This window comes from Amycolatopsis sp. NPDC051372, from assembly GCF_040682095.1.
Lineage (GTDB): Bacteria > Actinomycetota > Actinomycetes > Mycobacteriales > Pseudonocardiaceae > Amycolatopsis.
In genome coordinates this window covers 31085-53696 of record NZ_JBFBAF010000016.1, presented here as the reverse complement: position 1 = coordinate 53696, position 22612 = coordinate 31085, and the positions used below count along the sequence as shown (strand labels likewise).

Annotated in this window: 22 protein-coding genes and 1 pseudogene; 18 read left to right on the top strand and 5 right to left on the bottom strand. The window is 66.6% G+C overall.

From position 1 onward, the window contains the following. Positions 1-11: 11 nt before the first annotated feature. From AB0M56_RS24030 to AB0M56_RS24000, 7 genes are all read left to right on the top strand, one after another. A complete protein-coding gene (locus tag AB0M56_RS24030; protein ID WP_364179723.1) occupies positions 12-980 on the top strand; it encodes a hypothetical protein in 969 nt (322 codons plus the stop codon). Further along, positions 977-1633 carry a 4-carboxy-4-hydroxy-2-oxoadipate aldolase/oxaloacetate decarboxylase gene (locus tag AB0M56_RS24025; protein WP_364179721.1) on the top strand — a complete coding sequence of 219 codons (657 nt, stop codon included), beginning with the start codon at positions 977-979 and terminating at the stop codon, positions 1631-1633. Before AB0M56_RS24030 ends, AB0M56_RS24025 begins: the two co-directional genes overlap by 4 nt. Further along, on the top strand, positions 1626-2285 hold the full coding sequence (locus tag AB0M56_RS24020) for an RraA family protein (RefSeq protein ID WP_364179719.1): 660 nt from the start codon (positions 1626-1628) through the stop codon (positions 2283-2285). Before AB0M56_RS24025 ends, AB0M56_RS24020 begins: the two co-directional genes overlap by 8 nt. Then, on the top strand, positions 2282-2881 hold the full coding sequence (locus tag AB0M56_RS24015; protein WP_364179717.1) for a hypothetical protein: 600 nt from the start codon (positions 2282-2284) through the stop codon (positions 2879-2881). Before AB0M56_RS24020 ends, AB0M56_RS24015 begins: the two co-directional genes overlap by 4 nt. Beyond that, positions 2881-3993: a Gfo/Idh/MocA family oxidoreductase gene (locus AB0M56_RS24010; protein WP_364179715.1), complete on the top strand. Its 1113-nt coding sequence runs from the start codon at positions 2881-2883 to the stop codon at positions 3991-3993. Before AB0M56_RS24015 ends, AB0M56_RS24010 begins: the two co-directional genes overlap by 1 nt. An 11-nt stretch (positions 3994-4004) precedes the next feature. Then, positions 4005-5018, top strand: coding sequence for an amidohydrolase family protein (locus AB0M56_RS24005; RefSeq protein WP_364179713.1), 1014 nt, complete (start codon positions 4005-4007; stop codon positions 5016-5018). 320 nt (positions 5019-5338) lie between these two features. After that, complete coding sequence (locus tag AB0M56_RS24000) at positions 5339-6052, top strand: FCD domain-containing protein (protein ID WP_364179711.1); 714 nt, start codon at positions 5339-5341, stop codon at positions 6050-6052. 79 nt (positions 6053-6131) lie between these two features. Here the strand turns inward: AB0M56_RS24000 and AB0M56_RS23995 are convergent, their stop codons facing one another. Beyond that, positions 6132-6935 (bottom strand): FCD domain-containing protein, encoded by an 804-nt coding sequence (locus AB0M56_RS23995; RefSeq protein WP_364179709.1) that lies wholly within the window; start codon positions 6933-6935, stop codon positions 6132-6134. A 637-nt stretch (positions 6936-7572) separates the two neighbouring features. Between AB0M56_RS23995 and AB0M56_RS23990 the strand changes: the two genes are divergently transcribed. From AB0M56_RS23990 to AB0M56_RS23955, 8 genes are all read left to right on the top strand, one after another. Continuing rightward, the gene (locus AB0M56_RS23990) at positions 7573-8808 is read left to right on the top strand and encodes a cytochrome P450 (protein WP_364179707.1); all 1236 of its coding nucleotides are present in this window, start codon (positions 7573-7575) and stop codon (positions 8806-8808) included. A 62-nt stretch (positions 8809-8870) separates the two neighbouring features. Continuing rightward, positions 8871-9980 carry an alcohol dehydrogenase catalytic domain-containing protein gene (locus AB0M56_RS23985; RefSeq protein ID WP_364179705.1) on the top strand — a complete coding sequence of 370 codons (1110 nt, stop codon included), beginning with the start codon at positions 8871-8873 and terminating at the stop codon, positions 9978-9980. A 322-nt stretch (positions 9981-10302) separates the two neighbouring features. Further along, positions 10303-11559 carry an ABC transporter substrate-binding protein gene (locus tag AB0M56_RS23980; protein WP_364179703.1) on the top strand — a complete coding sequence of 419 codons (1257 nt, stop codon included), beginning with the start codon at positions 10303-10305 and terminating at the stop codon, positions 11557-11559. 15 nt (positions 11560-11574) lie between these two features. Then, positions 11575-12462 (top strand): branched-chain amino acid ABC transporter permease, encoded by an 888-nt coding sequence (locus AB0M56_RS23975; protein ID WP_364179701.1) that lies wholly within the window; start codon positions 11575-11577, stop codon positions 12460-12462. A gap of 101 nt (positions 12463-12563) precedes the next feature. Then, a complete protein-coding gene (locus tag AB0M56_RS23970; RefSeq protein ID WP_364179699.1) occupies positions 12564-14234 on the top strand; it encodes an ATP-binding cassette domain-containing protein in 1671 nt (556 codons plus the stop codon). A gap of 80 nt (positions 14235-14314) precedes the next feature. Then, on the top strand, positions 14315-14959 hold the full coding sequence (locus AB0M56_RS23965; protein ID WP_364179697.1) for an ATP-binding cassette domain-containing protein: 645 nt from the start codon (positions 14315-14317) through the stop codon (positions 14957-14959). Next, a complete protein-coding gene (locus AB0M56_RS23960; RefSeq protein ID WP_364179695.1) occupies positions 14959-15714 on the top strand; it encodes an SDR family oxidoreductase in 756 nt (251 codons plus the stop codon). Before AB0M56_RS23965 ends, AB0M56_RS23960 begins: the two co-directional genes overlap by 1 nt. Next, positions 15701-16393 carry an isochorismatase family protein gene (locus tag AB0M56_RS23955; RefSeq protein ID WP_364179693.1) on the top strand — a complete coding sequence of 231 codons (693 nt, stop codon included), beginning with the start codon at positions 15701-15703 and terminating at the stop codon, positions 16391-16393. The genes AB0M56_RS23960 and AB0M56_RS23955 overlap by 14 nt, the downstream gene beginning before the upstream one ends. 136 nt (positions 16394-16529) lie before the next feature. On the opposite strand, the pseudogene AB0M56_RS23950 reads toward AB0M56_RS23955, so the two are convergent. The 3 genes and pseudogenes from AB0M56_RS23950 to AB0M56_RS23940 all read right to left on the bottom strand — a co-directional run bounded on the left by AB0M56_RS23950 (position 16530) and on the right by AB0M56_RS23940 (position 19067). Beyond that, a pseudogene (locus AB0M56_RS23950) lies at positions 16530-16969 on the bottom strand (isochorismatase family cysteine hydrolase). Positions 16970-17054: 85 nt separating this feature from the next. After that, positions 17055-18260: a Gfo/Idh/MocA family oxidoreductase gene (locus AB0M56_RS23945; protein WP_364179691.1), complete on the bottom strand. Its 1206-nt coding sequence runs from the start codon at positions 18258-18260 to the stop codon at positions 17055-17057. Positions 18261-18926: 666 nt separating this feature from the next. Further along, positions 18927-19067 carry a hypothetical protein gene (locus tag AB0M56_RS23940; RefSeq protein WP_364179689.1) on the bottom strand — a complete coding sequence of 47 codons (141 nt, stop codon included), beginning with the start codon at positions 19065-19067 and terminating at the stop codon, positions 18927-18929. Positions 19068-19324: 257 nt separating this feature from the next. On the opposite strand from AB0M56_RS23940, the gene AB0M56_RS23935 reads away from it, so the two are divergent. The 3 genes from AB0M56_RS23935 (at position 19325) to AB0M56_RS23925 (ending at position 22424) form a co-directional block, all read left to right on the top strand. After that, on the top strand, positions 19325-20221 hold the full coding sequence (locus tag AB0M56_RS23935) for an SDR family NAD(P)-dependent oxidoreductase (protein WP_364179688.1): 897 nt from the start codon (positions 19325-19327) through the stop codon (positions 20219-20221). 253 nt (positions 20222-20474) lie between these two features. After that, positions 20475-21461 carry a PDR/VanB family oxidoreductase gene (locus AB0M56_RS23930; RefSeq protein WP_364179686.1) on the top strand — a complete coding sequence of 329 codons (987 nt, stop codon included), beginning with the start codon at positions 20475-20477 and terminating at the stop codon, positions 21459-21461. Between the two features lie 99 nt (positions 21462-21560). Then, on the top strand, positions 21561-22424 hold the full coding sequence (locus AB0M56_RS23925) for an isocitrate lyase/phosphoenolpyruvate mutase family protein (protein WP_364179684.1): 864 nt from the start codon (positions 21561-21563) through the stop codon (positions 22422-22424). 2 nt (positions 22425-22426) lie between these two features. Here the strand turns inward: AB0M56_RS23925 and AB0M56_RS23920 are convergent, their stop codons facing one another. Next, on the bottom strand, positions 22427-22600 hold the full coding sequence (locus AB0M56_RS23920) for a hypothetical protein (protein WP_364179682.1): 174 nt from the start codon (positions 22598-22600) through the stop codon (positions 22427-22429). Positions 22601-22612: the final 12 nt, after the last annotated feature.

Sequence of the window (22612 nt, the reverse complement as noted above, 5' to 3'; positions counted from 1 at the left end):
AGGAGGAGTACATGGCTCAGGTAGTGGGCGGCGCCGCGATGTCGCACAGTCCGCAGCTTTCCATGGCATCGGTTGGCTGGCGCGCACACGGCGATCTGGAGCTGCCGCGCCTTCCAGGTCTCGACCTGACGCCGACCGACCGGACCGAGCAGGAGCTGGAGGAGGAACTCGTGCCGACGCTGCTCGCCAACAGGTACGAGGCGTGCCAGCGCGCGCTCGAGCGGACTCGGGACGAACTGCTGGCGCAGCGCCCCGACATCCTGGTGGTGATCGGTGACGATCAGCGGGAACTGTTCCTCGACGACATCATGCCGGCAGTCTCGATCTTCCGAGGCGAGTCGCTGGAGGACCGGCCGCCCGGTGCGGAGGTCTATCCGTCCACCATGGAGAGCGCGTACAAGTATTACCACGCCGACGGTGTCGACGTGTACGAGACGCATGGGGAACTGGGCCTGCACCTGGTTGAGCAGCTCGTCGAAGCGGGCTTTGACGTGGCGCAGTTCTCGGAGCAGCCCAAGGACCGCACGCTGGGTCACGCGTTCACATTCGTGTACCGCAGGTTGCTTGAAGGCTTGCCTCGGATCCCGCTGGTGCCGGTCTTCCTCAACACCTACTACCCGCCCAACCAGCCGACGCCGGGGCGCTGTGTCGAGCTGGGCAAAGCACTGCGCGAAGCGATCGACAGCTGGCCCTCTGACCAGCGGGTATCGCTGATCGCCTCGGGCGGGCTGACTCACCCGATCATCGACGAGAAGCTGGATCGCGGGCTGCTCGAGGCGCTCGAGGCTCACGACGACGAAGCTCTGGCCCGGATCCCGGTCGAAAGTCTGAGGGAAGGCAGTTCGGAGATCCGGAACTGGATCGCGGTCGGCGCAGCGCTGAACGACTCGCCTGGGAAGATCATCGACTACATTCCGGCCTACCGCTCGAAGGCCGGTTCCGGCTGCGGCATGGGATTTTTCACCTGGACCACCGAATGACCTCGATCCGGGAACGGCTGCTCGCCCTCGACACCTGCGTGCTGTCCGATGCGCTCGACGCACTGGGCCGGACCGGAGCCGTGGCGGGGATCCTGCCGGTCTGGGAAGGCGCGCGCCTGGCAGGCAGGGTAGTGACGATGCGTACGGTGCCGGCAGATGGGCGCAGAAGCCGAAGTCACTTGGGCACCGCGGCGATCGAGCGGGCGGTTGACGGCGAAGTCGTGGTGGTGCAGCAGGCGGTCGACATTCCCTACCGGTCGGCGACCTGGGGTGGCTTGCTGGCCCGGGCGGCGACGCTGAAGAGACTCGGAGGAGTCGTCATCGACGGCGCGTGCAGGGACGTCGACGAAATCCGCGGGCTTGGCCTGCCGGTGTCCGCGCGGGAGGCCACCCCCTTCACCGCGCGGGGCCGGATCGTCGAAGACGCTGTCGGCGTCCCGGTCAAGATCGGCGGGGTGCGGGTTGCCGAGGGCGACTACGTGCTCGCGGACGGCAGCGGCGTGGTTTTCGTCCGTGCGGACGAGGTCGAGGGTGTGCTGGCAGCGGCGGAACGGCTCGTCGCGCGGGAGGCCTTGATGGCTGAGGACTTACGGGCGGGCGGGCAGCCGTCCGAGGTCCTGGGAAAGGACTATGAGGAGATGCTCAATGGGTGACGAAACAATCGACCGCGCGCGAGCGATCGGCACCGCCGGACTGTCCGATGCCCTGGACAAGCTGGGCCTCGCCGGTGCCGTTCCTGGCATCGTGCCCTTCGACCCGCGGTTCACGATTTGCGGACGGGCCTTCACCGGTCAGTACGAACCCGTGGACTCCCTCGGCGGGACGGTCGGCGACTATATCGACGACGTCGAGCCCGGCCAGATTGTAGTGTTGAGCAACGACGGGCGCCTCGACTGCACCGTGTGGGGCGACATTCTCACCGCGGTCGCTTCCGCCCGCGGGCTCGGCGGTACCGTGATCGAGGGCGTCTGCCGCGACGTCGCCGACAGCCTTGCGATCGGCTACCCCGTCTTCGCACGCGGGCGGAGCATGCAGACCGGCAAGGACCGGGTGCGCCTAGCCTCGACCGGCCGGCCGGTCCGGCTGGGCTCGGTGCTGGTACACCCGGGAGACATCGTCCGCGGCGACGCCGACGGTGTCGTGGTCATCGCCGATGAGCACACGCAACGGGTGCTGGACCTCGCAGAGAGTATCGAGGATGCTGAAAACAGCATTCGCACCGCGGTTGTTGGCGGTCAGCGGCTCGATGAAGCACGGGCACGGATGGGTTACCATACCCTGCAGACGAAAGCCGATGCGCGATGACCGCACATGCGACCCAGCTCGGTGCATTCGGTACTGCCACCCTGCACGAATCAGGTGCCACTCCGCTTCCACCCCAGCTCCGCCCCCTCGACCGGGAATGGCGGATTTGCGGCTACGCGTTCACGGTTCGGCTGACACCTGGGAACAACATCTGGCTGCATCGCGCCCTTTACGCCGCTTCCCCCGGAGATGTTCTGGTCGCCTCGAGCGGCGGCGCGTTCGAGTTCGGCTACTGGGGCGACATCCTCACCAGCGCGGCCATCTCCCGACGCCTCGGGGGCCTGGTCCTCGACGGGTGCGTGCGTGACTCGGCCGATCTGCACCGGCTGGCCTTCCCCGTCTTTGCCCGTGGGCTCTGCGTTCGCGGTACCGGCAAGGACGCTAACGGCGGCGACCTCGACACGGACATCACCATCGGCTCGGCGGTGGTTCGGCCTGGTGACCTGGTCGTCGGTGATGCCGACGGCGTAGTGGTACTTGCCCGAGAGGACGCCGCTGCGATAGGTGAGCGGGCGGCACAGCGGGAAGACAAGGAAGCAGCAGTACGCGCACGGATCGCCGCCGGTGAGTCCACCCTCGAGATCTACGGTTTCTGATGGACACGTCCGGGCTGGGCATCGCCGGGTGGGGCGCCGCAGGGCGCCTGATGGCTGACGCGGTCACGCGCGCGAGTCGGTTCCGGCTCGCCGGCGTTGCCGACGTAGACCCCGCAGCGCGCGAGCACGCGGGGAGCGAAACCGGGTGCCGGACGTATGAGGAAGTTGCTTCGCTCGCTGCGGCCGAAGACGTCGACGTCGTGTACATCGCGACTCCGACCTTTACGCATGGTCCTGCGATCCGCGAGGTTGCCGCTCATGGCAAGCACGTCATCTCGGAGAAGCCGCTGGCGACGACGCTGGCCGAGGCGCAGAAAGCACTCGAGGCCGCCGAGCGCGCCGGTGTCAATGTGCTCGTCGGCGCGACTCACAGCTATAACGCCCCGGTGCGCGTCTTGCGCCGGATCGTCGAGGACGCCCGGCTCGGTCCGCTCCTGTCGGTGTGTACGACGTGCCACACCGACTGGCACCGGCGTCCGCGGTCCGCGTCCGACCTCGATGCCGCGCAGGGTAACGGGCTCGTGCTCCGGCAGGGAGCGCACCAGATCGACATTCTCCGATACCTCTGCGGTGGGCTTACCAAATCGGTGGCGGGGACGACGTTCGGTGGTTCGGACGGGACCGAGCTCGGGTTCACTGCGCAACTTGCGTTCCCCGGCGGAGTCCACGCCAGCGCGTACTACTCCGGAACGGGTGGGTTCGACAGCCGGGTACAGACGTGGGGCGTCGGGGAACTAGGGACCTTCGACGTCGCGCCCACACCGACGCTCAGCCGGCACTTCGTCCTGCCGGGGCAGAGATCGGTTTCCCCGGTCTTCGGCACACTCGTCGCGACCTTCGCTGCGGGTGGCGCATGGGTCACGCCCTCGGGCGTGCTCGTGTTCGCCGGCGGCGAGGTAACGGAGATCGGCGTCGAGGGCGAGCCGTCCGGCTGGGACGCTCTGCTGGACGAGACCGCGGACGCGCTCGACGGCCACCAGACTGTCCACACTGGACGATGGGGTATGGCGACACTCGAGGTGGGCTTGGCCCTGCACGAATCCGCTCGCACCGGACTCCGCGTCGACCTGCACCACCAGATCGGCACAGCACTGCTTCGCACACAGGCGTAAGGAGAGAAGAAATGATCATCGACGCTCACGCGCACGTCAACGCCCCGCCGGAGTTGTACGCCTACCAAGCGGCGCTGATGTCGTCGCGGGGTGCCCACGGGCGAGGCACTGCCGGTGTCGGCGATGCCGCGCTCAAGGAGTGGGGAGAGCGCACCCTCGCGACAATGGACAGCGTCGGCACCGACCTGCAGCTGATCTCACCGCGGCCGTTCCACTGCGGGCATTCCATGCGGCCGTCGAAGGCCGTGCACTGGTGGACCAGCGCAGTCAACGACGTCATCGCCCGCCAGGCGGCCTTGTTCCCGGGCCGCCTCGCCGGGGTGGCCGGCCTGCCGCAAGCGTATGGCGAACGCGCAGAGGATTGGGTCGACGCCCTCGATGAGGCGGTGACGCAACTGGGCATGGTCGGCTGTGTGCTCAACCCCGACCCTTCGGAGGGTTCCGGACACGTGCCGCCGCTGGGGGATCCGTTCTGGTATCCGCTTTACGAGAAGCTCGTGGAGCTCGACGTACCGGCACTTATCCACTCGGGCAGCTGCCTCAACGACCGGGAGACCTACAGCGAACACTTTGTTACTGAGGAGAGTATCGCGATCCTCACCTTGCTGAACTCAGAGGTGTTCCTACGCTATCCGACCCTGAAGATCATCGTCGCACACGGTGGCGGTTCGGTGCCCTACCAGATCGGTCGCTGGCGAGCGGCCCGAGCGCATCCGAAGCTGCGCGAAGGGCACGTGCTCAAGGACGAGTCGTTCGACGAGAGCCTGCGCCGGCTGTGGTTCGATACGGTGCTGCACAACCCGGCGTCGCTCGAATTGCTGATCAAGACCGTGGGTGCGGACCGGTGCCTCTTCGGCACCGAGAAGCCGGGTAGCGGTAGCGCTCTCGACCCCGTGACCGGACACGACTTTGACGACATTCGCCCGGTGGTCGAGGGCTTCGATTTCCTCGACGAGGCCGAGAAGTCCGCGATCCTGGCCGGCAATGCCCAGTCGCTGTTCCGGCTGCCTGTGACTGTGCGGTAGGTCGTCCGGCGCGAGCAAGGCTAAATCTGCGGAGCCCTCTGATGCGGGCGGCGGCCTCAGCCCTTCGCCGCTCGGAGGGCTCCGTCGACTCCGGGTCCGCGTCGCGAAGCCCTCCGGATGCCCAGGCACGATAGACCACATTAGGTCCAGCGTTCATTACTTACAGTAGTCTACTATCATTAGCCTCAAAGTTTGAGCCATGCTTGCCGGGCGAGGAGTGGGGTGCCACCATGGTTGTTCAACCTGTGCACGGCAGTGGTGATGAGCCGCGGTCTCCTCGTGGGGCGCGGCGCCGGCTTGACGGACGTCGACCCCAGAAGGTGTCGCTGACGATCGCACAGCGGATCGTGGACGACATCACCGAGGATGACCTCGAGCCGGGCACCAAACTGGCCAGCGAGCGGGACATGATGGCGCGGTTCGAGACCGGCCGCGGGACTCTGCGTGAGGCACTGCGATTCCTCGAGATGAACGGCGTCATCCGAGTCAAGGCAGGCCCGCACGGCGGTCCGATCGTCTCCGAGCCGGATGCTCACGACCTGGCCGGTGTCCTCGGACTTTTCCTGCAGCTGAAGGGTATGCCGTTCAAGGCTTTGGTCTCGGCCCGTGAGGTGCTCGAACCGGAACTGGCAGCGCTGGCCGCGGAGGCCGCGGACAAGGACATGCTCGCGGATATCGCGGATTCGATCGCGGGTATGCGGGAGTTCCTGGACGACGAGCACAACTTCCTCGCGGAAAACGATCGCTTCCACGTTGCGGTTGCCGCTGCCGCGGGCAACCAGTTGTTCGCACTGCTCATCACGTCTCTGCACTTGATCACCGATGGCATGCCTTTGGGCGTTAGCTACCCGCCGGCGCGGCGGAACGCGGTCCTGCAAGCGCACGAAGCTGTCTACGAGGCCATCAACAACGGAGATGTGGAAGGTGCCCGCTGGGCCATGCGCAGGCACATGCGTGAGTTTCGCCGGTACATCGTGGAGAAGTTCCCGATGGTGTACGAACGTCCGGTGCGTTGGCGCGACATCTCGCCGTGATTGCTTCGCGTGCCGGGTCGCAGAGCGGCCGAGTGGCTGCGGATTTCCGCATACACTCAGACAACGGAAGGGGGCGCGGTCAGGGAACGATCTCGCGCCACCGCAGCGGACGGTCCATGAGAGCTGGGAAATCGGTCTCGACTCGGGTGCGCAGGCGGCGAAGGTGTTTGCGCATCGCCCACCGCGCGCCTTCCGCGTCGCGTCCCTCAATGGCTTCGAAGATCTCTGTGTGCGAGCCGACCACGCCTTCCCTTCGAGGCCGGGAGTAATCCAAGCCGAGTGGGACGCCGTCGGTGATGGTGTGCAGCGACGAGATCACCAGCGCGAACAGCTCGTTGCCCGAGGCCGCGGCCACGGCGGCGTGGAACCGGTCGTTTTCGGCGAGGAAGTTCTGCTCGTCGTCGATAAACGCGGCCATCCCGTCGATGGAGTCCTTGATCTGCGCGCGGTGGTCGTCGGTGGAGTTTTCCGCCGCAAGACCGGCCAGCTCGGGCTCAAGGACTTCACGGGCCGCGACGATCGCCTTAAACGGCACCCCCCGCAGCTGCATGAACAGTCCCAGCACCCAGGCGAGGTCTTGCCCGTCCTGCTCGGAGACGATCGGGCCGCCGTAGGGCCCGGACTTGAGGGTAATCGCCCCCGTCATCTCTAAGAACCGAAGGGATTCCCGCAACGTGCCGCGCCCGGCGCCGAACCGGGTGAGCATGTCCTTCTCGCTCGCCAATTTCGTACCCGGGGCGAGCTTGCCGTCAGTGATCTCGTCGACGATCTCCTGGGCGATGGACAGAGCGGCCTTGTGAGATCGTCGACCATCCGGCCGTCGACGTGGCTTCCGCTGTACACCCGCGACGTCGTCGCGGTCGCTTGCCCCCGTGTTCACCACGTCGCACACCACCTTCTGCTCACGCGCACCCGCTGGTCAGCCCGACATTTGAGCCTACCATTACCCCCTTCTTCTATGAGGATGAACGACGGCGCGTGTTGCAGTCGCTGGTAGTGCGCGCACGAGGTGGAGTTGTGAATCGCTGCACTTGACGGCGGTCGCTCCTATAATTATCCTGCTAACCACTCCGCTTCCAGGCCCACTGAGGTGGTTTGCAAGATGGAGATCCTCGCGGGACTGCGTGGGCGCCCGTTCACAGGGGACTCCAAGACAGCCGACGGCCGGCTGATCACGCGTTCTGCGCGGGGATCGCCCGGCGGAATCCGACGCAGCGACGCGCCCACGGTGATCCGGCTCCGCAGCGCTGCGTCAAAGGACACGGATCTGACCGCTATTCCCGGTCGGGCCGAGCAGGAGCGCCGATGTTCACCGACGTATACGCCTCTGACGGACCAGCCGCATTGTGAATGGTCGTGCTCTCGGTGTGCTGCGCGCGATCCTCGGCGTCCGCGTGTCGCGGATGCGGTCTCCCCTGCAGGACTGGGCCGTTTCCTCCCGCCGCGAGTCCCGACACCGCCAGCTCCCACTCGGTGAGCTCGTTGATCCGTGTCCACCAGACGACACCGCAGGAGGATCAATGCCAGACAGCTGTCCCGCCCGTAAGTCCGCTGATGTCCCGCTGCCGCTCGATCCGACGTTGCCGCGCACGGCCAATTACGCAGATGGCAGCGCGGTGCTGCGATCCTCGGCATTCAGTGTGGACGTTTACCACGAGAACGCCGCGCTCCTAGCCGGTACGCTGCTCGGCTCGGACGGTGATCGCCACCGGCACCTAAAGCGGCTCGAAGGAGCCCTCTTCAGCCCCGCTCACCTCGCCCACTACGAGAAGTCGGTCTTGGCCAAGGTCGTGGATGAGGAGCTGGCGGCCGTCGCGGCCGCCTCACCCGCCGACGGTGTGCCGCGAGCCGATCTGATCCCGTTGGTCCGTCGCATGGCGTTGCGGATCTCGGCGGAGGTCGTCGGCCTCGACGACGTCGACGAAGCTCGCCTGTCGCAGCTGACTCGCCTGGTCGCCAGGCTCGGCGACGGCATCCTCATCCAGTGGACGACGCGGGATCACGGCGAGGTCATGCGAGATGCGTTGGCCTGCAAGGAGGAACTCTGGTCCGATTTTGTCTTGCCGGCCCTGCGGAAGCGGCGTGCCCGGGTGGCCGCCGGGCAGGAGTTGCCGGGCACCGACCTGATTTCGGTAATCATGACCGATACCACGCTGACGTGGTCGGACGATGACATCTCCAAGGAAACCCTGCTGTACATGACTGCGGCCGCGTTCACCACCGCGACGGCAGTGACGCACGCCGTCGCCGAGCTGACGAGCTGGCTGCCCGATCATCCGGAAGCTCGTGAGAAGCTGTCCGATCCCGAGTTCCTCCGGATCGCCGGCATGGAGTCCCTGCGGTTGCACCCGGGCCGGCATGTGTTGTTCAGGGCTGCGGCCGAGAAGACGACCATGCCGGACGGGACGAGGGTGGATCCCGGACAGGTCGTGCTGGTTGACAAGTTCCAGGCGAACATGGACGACGAGGCATACGGCGGTGCGGTCGACACATTCAACCCCTACCGCACCATCGCCGAGGGAACTTCTCCCTACGGGTTGAGCTTCGGGGCCGGCCCGCACCAGTGCCTGGGCAAGCCGCTCGTACTCGGCACCACCGCCAGCCGCCGAACCGAGGCCCGTGACGGCACGCTCGCTTTGTTGCTAGGTGTGCTGTTCCGTGCCGGCGTGGAGCGGGATCCAGACAACCCGCCGGTCCGACCGGACAGTGTCCATGACCGCTACGAGTCGTTCCCCGTTTGTTTCACGGCGATCTGACACTGACGCCGATCCTTAGATCGTTGTGCTCGCCCTTGCGGGCGTGGAAGGAGAGAGATCCGATGCGTTCACGGGCGATGGTGCAGCTCGGGCCAGGTGTGCTGGAGGAGCAGGAACTGGCGGTTCCTGTCCTTGCGGAGGGGGAGGCCCTGCTGAAGGTGGAGGCCACCGGGATTTGCGGCAGTGACAAAACGCAGCTTGACGGTGGGCTTGCGAAGAGCGGTTGGTCGTCGTATCCGGTCGTGCCCGGGCACGAGCCGGTCGGGCGGATCGTCGACATCGGGGCCGAGGCCCGACGCCTGTGGGGCGTAGAGGAGGGCCAGCTCGTCGCCGTCGAGTCCGTGGTTCCCTGCCAAGTCTGCGACCGGTGCACCAGCGGGCTGGTGAAGTTCTGCCGCAACCGCTTCTCCTACGGATTCACACCGACCACGTTCGGCAGCGGCTTGTGGGGTGGGTTCGCCGAATATCTCGTGCTGCGGCCCAACAGCCGCGTGCACCCGGTACCGGCGGGCGTGCCTGCCGAGGTGGCTACGCTGTTCAACCCCCTCGGTGCCGGATTCGACTGGACCGTCCGCAGGGGAGGAACCGTGGCCGGCGACGCCGTGGTCGTGCTGGGGTGTGGACAGCGCGGCTTGGCCTGCGCGGTTGCCGCGCGGGCCGCGGGCGCGCAACGGGTAGTGGTCACCGGCCTCAGCCGGGATCGGCACAAGCTCGACATCGCCGCCAAGCTCGGCGCGGACATTACGCTGGAAGTGGACAACCTGCCCGAGGGCTGCCTCGATGTCGTCACAGCAGTGCGCGCAGCGCTGGACGGCGATGCGGATCGGGTGATCGACACGACGCCACATGCCGTTTCCTCGATCGGCGATGCGATCGGGATCGTGCGGCCCGGGGGAGTGGTTGTGATCGCAGGGTTAAAGGGGGGCGCCGACATGTCCGGTGTCGACGCCGACGCGCTGGTGTTGAAGGCAGTCGACGTCCGCGGTGTGGTGAGCGTGGAATCGTGGGGGTACAGCCAGGCGCTGCGGCTGCTCGGCTCGGACCGCCTCCCGATCGAGCTCCTGCACTCGCACACGGTGGCGCTGGCGGACGTCCGGGAGGGTATCGAGCTGCTCAGTCGCTCCGACGCCGTGCACGTGTCGGTACTGCCCTCGAAAGTGCGCGAGGACTGAGCCGAAAACGGAGGCCGGCCCTTTCGTCTCCGCACTCTTGGGGATCGGGCTGAAGTGCTTCCGCGCGAGAGTGAAGGCCAGAAGGCGGAAAAACGTCGGGTGTTGGCGGATCGACGGAACGGACAGCGACCAGCTGCGGCTGCAGTTGGTCGCTGTCGCATGTTTTCCACATTTGGACCGGCACGTCGAACCTGTTGCACACCAGCAAAACTAGGCGTCTGCCCGCCTATTCCCTGAAGTCGCGCTAGCGGCCTGCAGCGCACTGCGTCACCGGGGGGTCACAGTCCAAAGTGAACGCTTGTGTGTCGACAGGATTGCTCCTATGGTTATCATCAATGTCATCCGGCCCAAAGGAGGGACCGTGCATCTCGGCTTCAGAAGTGGGGGGCGCAAGGGGCGGATGGCCGCCGTGCTGTCGCTCTCGCTCGGCGTCGTTCTTACCGGCTCCGCATGCAGCGGAGGAGTGGGTGGAGACTCGAGCGGCGACTCGATCAAGGTGGGCGCGATCTTCGCGCTCAGTGGCGTGTACGGAGCAGTCGGGAGCGAGATGCTTGACGGCGTCCGGTTCGCAGTCGACGAAGCGAACGCTGCAGGCGGTATCGGCGGCCGGAAGGTCGACCTCGACGTCAAGGACTACCGCTCCGACCCGAGCCTGCTTACCGGGCTCGCGAACGAGTTGTTGCAGGACGGGGCCGTCGCGGTCGTCGGACCGGAGACGAGTACGTCGGCGGTGGTGCTGGACCCGACGATGGCCTCGGCCAAGGTGCCGATTATCACGGCCGCGGGGCTGGTACCGAAGGGCGAGTACAGCTTCAGCGTTCAGCCGCTCAGCGGCTATTTCGACCTCGCTGCGGAGTACGCGAAAAGCCGTGGCGCCAAAGCTTTGTGCGATCTGGGTGTGAGCGGGGCGTCGTTCGAGTCGTTGCAGAAGGTGCTCGAGCCGGCCGCAGCGAAGGCCGGGTTGCCCATGGGCACCCGCATTCCGTTCGACGCCGCGGCGACTTCGCTGACGCCCCAGATGACCCAGCTCAAGAGTGATGGGTGCACCGCGATCTTCGCCGGGGGCACCGGACCATCGGTGCTGGTGGTCGCGAGAGCGATGGTAGATCTTGGGATGACCGACACGATCCTCATGACTCAGCCCACGAACGCAACCAGCGCGACGATCAACCAGCTCGGCCAGGCCGCGCCGTTCACCAATTTCGGTCTGCCGAAGGTAATGGTCGCCGACTTGATTTCGGCCGACGACCCGGCGATGGCGGCGATCAAGCCGTTCGCAGCGAGTTGGAAGCGAGCCGGAAAGCCAGCTCTGACGACGAACAACGCGATGGGCTACTCGAGCGTCCAGATCGTGGACCAGGCGATCGAGAAGGGCGGGCCGACGTCCGATGCGATCTACTCATACCTGAAGTCGGGCAAGGACTTCCAGACGCCAATGATGACGTACAACTTTGGCTCGTCGCGTAACGGAACGCTGCCGGATCGCGGTGACGGCTGGTTCAGCTTCGCCCGATGGAATCCCGCCACGAAGGCGTTCGAGCTCACCTTCGACCCGGCGAAGGCTCCGGCCGGCCGCTGAGCGAGGAGAATGCAGGTGCGGGAACTTCAATCACTGATCAACGGCATTGGCCTCGGTGCATTGTATGCGCTCGTCGGCCTCGCAGCGGCTTTCGTTCTGCGAGTCACGAAGATCATGAACTTCGCCGTGGGCGGGATCGTGGTTCTGGCCGGGTTGGCAGCAGCTTCCTTTTCGGGTGTGCCACCGGTTCTCCGGCTCGTGTTGCTGCTGGTGGTCGGGGCGCCGGTCGGTGTCATCGTCCACTTGGTGTCGACACGGTGGCTGGCGGGGCGCCAGAGCCAGAGCCAGGAACACGACCTCGGCGGTGTGCTCGTGACGGTGGCATTGGCGACGGCTTTGCAAGGCCTGGGATATCTGCTGTTTGGCTCCGATTTGCGCTTTGCGAAGCCGGTCGTGTCGGCACACACGTTTTCGCTCGGTGGTGGAATCACGATCACCACCGGCACGTTGCTCCTCGTCGGGGCGGTCGTCCTCGGCGGAGCAGCGAGCTGGCTGGTCCTGGAACGTTCGAGCCTCGGCCGGGCGCTGCGGGCCGTGTCCGACGACGCAGTCACAGCGCGGTTGTCCGGAGTACGGGTTTCGACGATGGCTTTCGTTGCCTACGCGCTGCTCGGAGTGCTGTGCTTCTTTGTCGGCGACATCTCGGCCGAGGTGGTCGGAGTGACACCGGACAACGTCTTTCACATCATCGTCGGCGCGTTGTTCGGGCTCGTCATTGGTGGCGGTGATCGCATCGTCGGGCCCATCGTCGGCGGTCTGATCATCGGGATCGCCGAGGCCGTCGTCAACGGGCGTGGCGGACAGTTCGCGGCGACCGTCGTCGAACTCGGACTGGTACTGGTGATTCTTCTGGTGGCGCCCCGGGGACTGTTCCCGGACCGGACGAGCAGGGTGGTCGGATGAGTGGGACGATCGAAATGAATCGCGCGCTGGAACAACGACGCAACGGATCAGCGCGTCGCGCGTTCGGCGACGAACGGGTGCTGCGCCGAGCGATCCAGATCATGGTCGTCGGCCTGTACTGCTACGGGCTGCTGGCCGGCAGCTACTCGTTCCAGGCAACGCTGACGACGGTCACGTTCACCGCGGCTCTGGCGGTGGCCTATTCCCTGGTGCTTGGCTACCTCGACGTATTCAACTTCTCCCAGCACGCGGTGATCGGCATCTCGGCCTACGGCTTCGCGATCATCGCGACGGCTACCGGGTCGGTATGGCTCGCGTTCGTGGCCGCAGCCGTGGGCGCGGTCGTCGTGCTTGTCGCGATTTCCGCGCTCAGCGTGCGGCTGACCGGGTTTCAGCTGGGACTGCTCACGATCTCGGTTGGGACAGTGTTCCTGACTGCATTGACCACCTTCACGGACTTGACCGGTGGGTCGTCGGGCATCACCGACTTCCCACGCTGGGTGGATTTCTCTGCCCGGCAGACGGGGCCTGCGCTGCTGCTCGCGGTTGGCGTGCTCGTCGGAACCGCGCTGGTGGTACGGCTGTTCATGTCGGGCCGGACCGGTCGGCTTGGAGTCGCAATTGGCGACGACGTCTTCCTCGCCCGGGTGGTCGGGACGAACGTCGTGCTCGTGAGGATCGGCGTCTCGATCGTGAGCGGTCTGCTCACGGCCGTGGGAACGGTCTTCTGGGCGCAGGAGCAGAAAGTCGTCGTGCCGACGACCTACGATCTCCCGCTGCTGATCCAGATCTTCCTCGTCCTGATGGTCGGCGGGCGGCGCAGCATCTGGGGGCCCATCGCGGCGAGCATCGTCGTGGTCGGTGTGCCGGGTTGGATCGGCGGACTCAATGGCAACCTGCTTACGATCCTGTTCGCGTTGCTGGTGATCGTCGTGGTGGTGCGCCGGCCGACCGGATTGTTCCCGGAGCCGCTGCGCGACCGTCGGCGTCGAACACTTCTCCGTCGCCGTAAGGCCGGGCCCGACATCGGGGAGAGGCAGGAGATCGTCGCGATCGAGGCTGACTCGGTGCGGAAGTCGTTCGGCTCGGTCGTGGCGCTCGACGAAGTCTCCGTGAGCTTCGCATCCGGTGAGATCACCGCGATCATCGGCTCCAATGGCTCGGGTAAGACGACCTTGCTGAACTGCTTGAACGGGATCTGGCAGCCGGAGTCGGGGATCGTGGGCCTTCGATGGTCAGACGGCGTGGGGCGACACCTGCGGTGGGGCCGCGTGCACCGGCTCGCCCGGCACGGCCTCGGCCGCAGCTTCCAGGTGCCCCGGCTGGCTGCCGGTTTGAGCGTGCGTGACAACGTCGGGCTGGCGTGCGACGGCTGGGGGAGGCGCGCGGATCCCGCTCGACTCGAAGAGGTCATGCAGCGCTGGAACTTGACCGAGTGGCTCGGTAGGCCGGTCTCGGTACTGCCCCACGGCGTGCGCCGGTGGGTTGAGCTGGCGCGGCTCGAACTCGGCGGGTGCCGGGTGCTCCTGCTGGACGAGCCGGCCGCCGGCCTGACGGACGACGAGGTCGAATCCCTCGTGGAGGCCTTGCGGCGGTGGCGGGCGGAAGGGCGCGCCGTAGTGCTCGTCGAGCACAATCACGAACTGGTGGAGCGCATCGCCGACCGCACGGTGGTGATGGTCGGCGGCCGCGTGGTCGGGATCGGCGACCTCGCTGAGATGCGAGACCGCGGAGACTTGCGTGACGTCATCGGATCCGGGACGAGGAGCTGACCGCCATGTTGCGACGAACGGTCGCGAGTAGCCCGATCCGTGCACTCACCATCGAGCGCGCGGACATCGGGTATGGGCAGATGAAGGTGCTGCGGCGCGTCAATTTCATCGTCGGCGCCGGAGAGTGCGTGGGCGTGCTCGGACCGAACGGCGTGGGCAAGACGACCCTGCTGAGCTGCCTCGCGGGCGTGCTCGGTCCCGGCCCCGGCACCGTGACCGGCGGGTACGAGACCGGCGAAACAGTCGACTTGACTCGGTCGGGACCCGAAGCACGGCGGATGGGAGGGATCTCACTCGTCCCCGAGGGCAGGCGCATCTTCCCCCGACTGACCGTCGAGGAGACGTTGCGCTTCGCCCACGAGGCCCTGAAGCAGCCCCGTGCTCGGGCCGACGAGGAGATTGACGAGGTCTACACGCGATTTCCGAGTCTGGCGAGCCGGCGTCAGGTCGCTGCAGGGATGCTCAGCGGTGGTGAGCAGCAGATGCTCTCGCTGGCCCGCGCGATGGCCGGTGGGCCTTCCGTGTTGTTGGTGGACGAGCCGTTCATGGGCTTGGCGCCGAAGGTGATTGACGAGCTGATCGACTACTTCCGCGAGCTTCGCAGTACGGGGATGACGCTCGTTGTGGCCGACGAAAGCGCCACCTCGGTGGACCAGCTCGATCCGGAGCGGACGGTCGACGTGCGCGACCTGCAGCCGGTGGATGCAGTCGGGGGACCGAGCTGATGACAGGGACTGACAAGGGGCCCGTCGTCGTCACCGGCGCGGCAGGTGGGATCGGGCTGGCCTACGCGCATGCTTTTGCGAAGCAGGGCCGTCTCGTGGCGTTCTGCGACCGCGCCGAAAGGGTTGTCGAGGTCGCCGAGGACGCAGGCGGGCGCGCATCCGGCGCTCTGGGCGTGGTGATGGACGTCGCCGACGAGCTTTCGGTCGACGCGGCGTTCGCGCGCATCGAGGAAGAGTTCGGTATGCCCTCAGTCCTTGTCAACAACGCCGCGTTGTTCGTGGATCTGCCGTTCAGCCGGTGGCAGGACATCGACGTCGAGACCTGGGACCGGGTCATGGCCGTGAACCTGCGTGGTCCGTTTCTGTGTGCCCGTCGCGCGTTGCCGGGAATGGAGCGCCGCGGCGCTGGAAGGATCGTCAACATCAGCTCGACGACCGCGCATGTCGGCGGTCATCAGCGCCTGCACTACGCGGCGTCCAAGGCGGGCGTCATCGGCTTCACTCGTGCGCTCGCACGAGAGGTGGGTGCATTCGGGGTAACCGTCAACGCGGTTGCCCCGGGCAGCACCCAGTCCGAGGGCGTACGCGAGCGCTACCCGCAGGACATGCTCGACCGCGCCGTAGCGGCGCGGGCCATTCCGCGAGCAGCTATTCCCGACGACCTCGTCGGGGCGGTCCTGTTCCTGGCCTCCGACGCGGCATCCTTCATCACCGGGCAAACCATCGTTGTGGACGGGGGCCATGTCTTCCTGTGAGCCGATCGACCCGATCGCTGCGGCAGATGCGGAAACCATTGCTGGCGCTCTCTCTCACCTTCGGGCCGGATTGCGTTCCGGCCGGCGGCACGGGCCGGGAAGCCGGCCCTGCGTCATCGTGGTCGACATGCAGCGCCATTTCATCGACGAGTCGGACCGGGACACCGTGGCAGCGGTCCAGGCCACGGCGGAACTGCTCGGCCACGCGCGCAGGGCCGCGATCCCGGTGTACCTGGTCCAGGTGGTGTTCGACGACGTCGCAGGAGCAGATCCCGCCTGGGCTGCGCGGTTTGACCTACGCGCACTGCTACGGGGTGAACAGGCCACAGAAATCGATACCCGGCTTGGGCCGCACACCGGAGACGTGGTGATCGGGAAGCGCCATGCTTCCGCGTTCGCGGGGACGGATCTCTCCGGGCGGCTGGCCGCAGCAGAGGTCGATACTGTGCTGCTCTGCGGCCTCACCACAAGCGGCTGTGTGCGAGCCACGGCCGTCGATGGCGCAGCGCAGGGGTTGCGGGTGGAAGTTGTGCTGGACTGCGTGGCCGACTCAAGGCCGTTGTCCGGGCCGGTGGCGCTGGCTGACCTGGCCGACCGGTACGCCGACGTGGTCGACCTTGGTGAGGCTCGGGACATGGTGGAATCGCTGGGGTGTGCACTTGGCCGAGCGAGGCGGTGAGCCGGTCTCACAGCTTCGCTGCCGGTTCCGCGGGCGCTGTGGCGCAGCTGGTCTCGCGCTCACGGTGGTCTGAAGCAGCCTCGCATTGAGCGTGCGTCAAGTGAGCTGGCTCGTGGTCAGCACCTTCAGAGCCGCCTCATGGAGTTCGGTCGTCCAGCCGGCGCACGCCCTCAGGCAGGATCGTCACACCGAAGTCCGCCGCAGAGGCGGTTCGCGCGGAGGACTCGACGCAAACGTTCGTGGCCGCTCCGCAGACGACGAGTTTCGTCACTCGCGCGCTGCGTAGCTCGATGTCAGCTCGGTGCCGTAGAACGCGTCGTACCGGTTCTTGTCGACGATCAAATCGTCGTCGCGAGGGCTGAGTTCCTCAAGCACTTCGGCGTCCCCGTTGCCGCGAAGCAGCTCGCCCGAGTCGCGGATCCCGGCGCCGAGCCGTTTGAAATTCGCGCCCGCGTCGACGTACCCCGGCCGGAGGCAGTGCCGGGTGTAGATCACCGGGACGTCGGCGGCGCGTGCGCTGGCAACGGCGTCCGTGCACCCGGTGACGGCCGCGTGCACCCCTTCCACGGGTCTCATCATCGCGGGCACCGAGCCGCGGGGGGTGGCAAAACTCGTTCTGCGAGCAGTGCCTGCCTGAGGGACTCCGATCAGAGTGGGTGGGTCAGTTCTCGAGAGGATCCGGGCGAACCCAACAGCGGGCTTCGGCCGAGTGATATGCCGCCTCGACCAGTGACATTACGTAGTAGCCCTCGGCGAAGGACGGACCCGGGCACTCGGCCGTGTTTCCGCGGACCTGCTGAGCGACGCTGTGGCACATGGCCGCGGTCGCGAAGAAACGCGGGTTTTCCGCCGACTCGATGACCGCGGGCGCGTCTGCCAGCCGGCGAAACGACTCGTGCACGGGGAGTTGCCCGAGTGTGGTGTCCTTGAGACCTGCGAAAAGGAGCCGGGCGTTCTGGGGACCGAGCCGGTCGGCGGTCAAGATCAAGCGTCCGGCCGTTCCGATGGCCTCGATCCCGAATCCTTCCGCAGCCGGTGTACCCCAGGACACATCGAGGCTGGCGTCGGCGCCGCTTTCCATCCTCATCAGCAGAGCGGCGTGGTCTTTCGTGCCGTTGGGCTTGCGCCGCCCGTCGGCGAAGACGAGTTCGGTGATGTTCTGGGACAGTGTCGCGCAGAGTTCAGCGACCGGGCCGAAGAGCCATACCAGGGTGTGCAGGAGGTGGGCGCCGAAGTTCCGCAGCGCGCTGGCCTTGTGCCGGGGTTCGACGATCCACTCGTAGGACCAGTTCGCAGGCGGACTCAGGAGGATGTCGCTGCGGACGTGACCGCGGATGCTGCGCACTTCGCCCACGAGTCCGGTGTCGATCAGGTGCTTGAACTGGCGTGCCGCCGGTTCGTGGCGGTGCAGGCTCTCGACGACCGAGACCCGACCAGTTGCCCTTCCCTCGTCGCGCAAGCTTCTACCCTGTGCCAGATCGAGTGCGAACGGCAGTGGCTGCAGCAAATGCTTACCTGCCCGCAGGATCGAAGGTCCCATCGGTGCCCGGATCGCCGGGCGCACGGTGACGTCGACAAGGTCGATGGTGGCGTCGGCGATCAAGTCTTCGACTCGCCAGTAAGCGGCTGGGATCGACTGCTGAGAGGCGACCTTCTCGGCCGTGTCCCGATGCGCGGTGCACACTGCGACGACGTCGACGCCCGGCGCGGCGCGCCACCCCGCGAGGTGCGCCAGGCCCCAGTTCGCGCCCACGAGCCCGACGCGGACCGGCTGGAGCGGGACATCGTCGCGGTCCTCGGCACGATGGGTCGATTCGGTCTCCGGCGCCGTTGCCACTGGCTGCTCCTCGGGGGAATACGTGCTCATCCACCAGGCACCTTCGGCGTGCGGTTGTGAAGCTGGACGCCCCTGAGGCCTGGGTATGAAGCCCAACTGGGCTGCTCCTATGATTATTTGACGCTAGTAGCGGCTTCGGCGGGCGTCAATGGGCATGTCCAGCGAGCGGGCAGGATGGTGCCCACTGTAGGAAAATTGCCGATGCGCGCTCGATCGAAACAGGCTCTGACCCTGTCGATCCTGCATAGACGAGGCGGCGATCTAGGCCTATGATTCGCCTAATCCCAGGCTCGACGGCCGGGTCGGGTGCAACAAAGCTCCATCTTCGATGACGAAGGGAGTGCTCTGCGATCATGAGCTCGACACCAGGCGCGGAAGCACCTACTGTGACGCCGCAGCGCAACGGCAACTTGCTCAAACTCGGGGTCTTTGCCATGAACTGCAAGGAGGCACGACCCTCACGAAGGTCGACTCTGGCGGATCGTCCCGACCTGGTGGCAGCAGGTGGCGATCGCACAGGCTGCCGACGCATCCGGCTGGGAGCTCATGCTCCTGCTCGCGCGGTGGCGCGACATCGGTGGCGAGACCAACCCAAATTCCGCGCAGTACGAGGTGGTTCCTGGGCTGCCGGGTTCACTGCGGTCACTTCACAGGTCCAGGTCCTTGCCACCGCATACGTGCCGTTGTTCGAGCTACCTACACCACCTCGGCGGCCGTCCCGGTGGTGCTGGTGACCACCTTCCGCGAGAACACCACCGTGCCGCCCTCGTTCACCGCGCACCCGTGAGGGAAGCCTTTGCCGACATCGATCCCGACCCACACCTCTCGCACAGCCACCCGGCCGGTCCTCGTGCTCGTGCCCGCCAACCCCGTGGACGACCCACCAGCAGTTCCATAAACGGCGACCGAGCGCAGATCTCAATCAGCGGCCAGGGCATCCAGAACGACGGGACGGCTACTCCTTGAAAGCCACCCCACGGGGCAAGAACACATCAGCCACACCCTGCCGCCCTGGGCATCCAGAACACTCGTCCTGAACATCAACAACCTTATGGAGGAAATGCATGACGGGACAGGGTCCGCTCGGCGGCCGGGTGGCGATCGTGACCGGGGCAGGGCGTGGCATCGGCCGCGGTGAGGCAATCGCCCTCGCGGCGGCCGGCGCGAAGGTCGTGGTCAACGACCTGGGGGTGGACGCCGATGGTGGGGGTGCGGCATCGGGCCCGGCCGACGAGGTGGTCGACGTCATTCGGGCGCAGGGCGGGGATGCGGTGGCCAGCTACGAGTCCGTTGCCGACTGGGCCGGCGCCGGGCGGGTAGTGGCCAGGGCGGTCGAGGCGTTCGGCCGGCTTGACGTATTGGTCAACAACGCTGCCGTCGTGCGTCAACACAAGATCGAGGACGCGACCGAAGAAGACTTCGACGTGATGGTCGGGGTTAACCTCAAGGGCACGTTCGCGATGTGCCGACACGCCATCCCGGTTCTCCGGCGGCAAGGCGGCGGGCGGATCATCAACACCTCGTCCAACCAGTGGGCAGCTCCGCTGGGCAACGCGGAGTACGCGTTGTCCAAGGGCGGGGTGACGAGCCTGACCTACGCGCTGGCCTGGGAGTTGCAGAACGAGAACATCACGGTGAATGCGGTCGCTCCGTTCGCGTTGACCAGGATGACCGCGGACCAGGCCGAGCGCGACGCAGCGCGCATTGCGGAAGGCGTGATGAGCGAGCGCCGGGCGAAGGCGAAGGAGCCCCGTGCCGAAGCTGGGCTGGTGGCGCCGATCGTCGTGTACTTGGCGAGCGACCACGCCGCGGGTGTGACCGGTCGGGTGTTTCGTGCCGGCGGAGCGAAGATCGGGATGTACAGCCACCCTGTCGAGACGCGGACGATCTTCAGGGAGGAGAACGCCGGTCCCTGGCCGCACGACGAACTCGTCGACCTGCTGCCCCGCACCGTCCTGGTGAGTGACACCAAGGCCCCGCACATCGTGTGAGAGGCATTCCCTGACGTACGCGTGGAGCCCCTGACGTACGCGTGGAGCCCCTGACGCCGGCGGCTCCACGCGTACGCCCACGCGGGGGATGCCGTTCTCTTCGCAGGAACAGTGCGTTCCCCGTGCACCCGCCTTGTATTCTCTGAAGCCTATCATTATATTGATAGGAGCAATCACGGCGAAGTGAAGGTGGTGCAATGGGCATCGGAAGGGTTCGGGTGACCCGCGTGGTTCGACCCGAGCGGGGCCGGCCATGAGTGCGTCCGAGGCGGAGTTCGAGGTCCGCGTGCTCGCTGCTCGCTGGGAAGCGGCCGGAGTCATCTCCCTTGAACTCGCCCGCGCGAACGGTGGGCAGTTGCCTCCGTGGAATCCGGGTGCCCACGTGGAGGTCGTCCTCCCCTCCGGCCGGATTCGCCACTACTCGTTGTGCGGGTCGCGCGAGGAGTCAGACTCCTACACCATCGCTGTGCTCCGGGAGGCGGCCGGGCGAGGGGGCTCGGCCGAGGTCCACGACACCGCGCTCGTGGGCAAGAGCCTAGTGATCCGTGGTCCACGCAACAACTTCCCGCTTCGGCCCGCGTCGGCGTATGTCCTCGTGGCGGGCGGCATCGGCATCACGCCCATGCTCAGCATGGCGCGTGAGCTGACCACGCGAGGCGCGGATTGGCGCATGCACTACGGCGGGCGCTCGCTCGAGTCGATGGCGTACCTGCGCGACCTCGACAAGCTCGCGTGCGCAGCGGACGCGCCCGTCGAAGTCCGCCCGCAGGATGAGGCGGGCGTGCTGCCATTGGACGAGATCGTGAGTGCGGCGCCGGTCGGCGCGGCGATCTACGGTTGCGGGCCGGCGTTGATGCTCGACGCTCTGCGCGCGGCGGTGGCGCGGCTGAGGCCGGAGCTCGAAGTCCACTTCGAACTCTTCAGCGCCGCGACGCCAGACGCGAGCGGGGACTGCGCTCCCGACCACCATGAGCGGCCGTTCACCGTCGTGCTGGCTCATACCGGCAAGGCCGTCGAGGTCGCTGAGGGCAAGACGATCCTCGAAGCCGTGCGCGACGTCGTGCCCGAGGTCCCGTACTCGTGTGAGGAAGGGTTCTGTGGCACCTGCTGCACCAAGGTGATCGGCGGGACCCCCGTTCATCGCGACACCGTGCTCAGTGAAGAAGAGCAGGCAGCCGGCGACACGATGATGATCTGCGTCGGCAGCTGCTCTTCCGCGGAGTTGGTGCTCGACCTGTGACCATGTAGGCATCCGAACAATGGTGAGTCCACTCTGCGCCTCAGTACAGTTTCCTGCTTAGGCCGGCCCACGTGGCCTGTGTGTCGATGGGAGAATTCGATGACCGCTGTTGACCGCGCGGCGTTCCGGGCGCAGGTATCGGGTCGCGAGCCGGTGATGGTGCAGTGGTGTCCCGACGCGCTGACCGCGCGCCTCTGCGAACGGCTGGGTTACGACGGCGGATACCTCGGTGGAGGCGGGCTGGGCTACTCGATGGCCATCTCCGAGGCACTGCTGAGCGTGTCGGATCTCGCGGCGGCGAGCTGGCAGATCCGGCGACGTTCGCAGATTCCGCTGATCGTGGACGGCGGGGTCGGCTTCGGCGATGCGATCCATGTGGCGCGGACAGTGTGGGAGCTCGAAGCGGCCGGTGTTCACGCGATCGAGCTGGAGGACCAGGTCGCGCCCAAGCGGGCGAGTCACCACCGGCATGTCGAGCACCTGGTCCCGATCGAGGAGATGGTGCAGAAGATCCGGTTCGCGACTGAAGCGCGGAGCGATCCGGACCTCCTGCTGATCGCACGGACCGGGGCTGTGCAGAACGAGGACTTCGAGCGGGCGATCAAGCGTCTCATGGCCTACCACGAGGCGGGCGCGGACGTCGTCATGCTGCTTCCGGGGAACGACGAGCAGCTGGCCGCGGCGCCGGCGCGGCTCACGGCGCCAGTCGCCACCCTGACGTCGTTCGACTTGCACACCGCAGACGAGTGGCAAGGACTCGGCTACGCGATTCTGATCGACGCGGTCACAGGACAGACCGCGGCCTTCGCCGCGCTGCGCGAAGCCTATGAGAGGCAGCGCGCGGGCAAGCCCAGTGGCCGGCCGGCCGCGGAGTCGTTCGCGATCTACGAGAGTTTCCAGGATTTCGCAGGATTTGAGGAGCTCTACGACATCGAGCGTGCGACCACGGAACCCGGAACCTGAGGTCACGTAAACGCGGTGATGAGCTTCGCGCTCGGGAAATGCATCACCGCCCTGACGGGTTTCGGGCCTGGAGCGCGCGACCAGTCCAGCAGGACGCTGAAGAGCTTCTCGAGCGTCCCCGGCAGGGCCGACTCGTCCGCCGCGTTCAGCGCCGTGCTGCCGTTCACCTTCCGCATCAGCCAGAACCC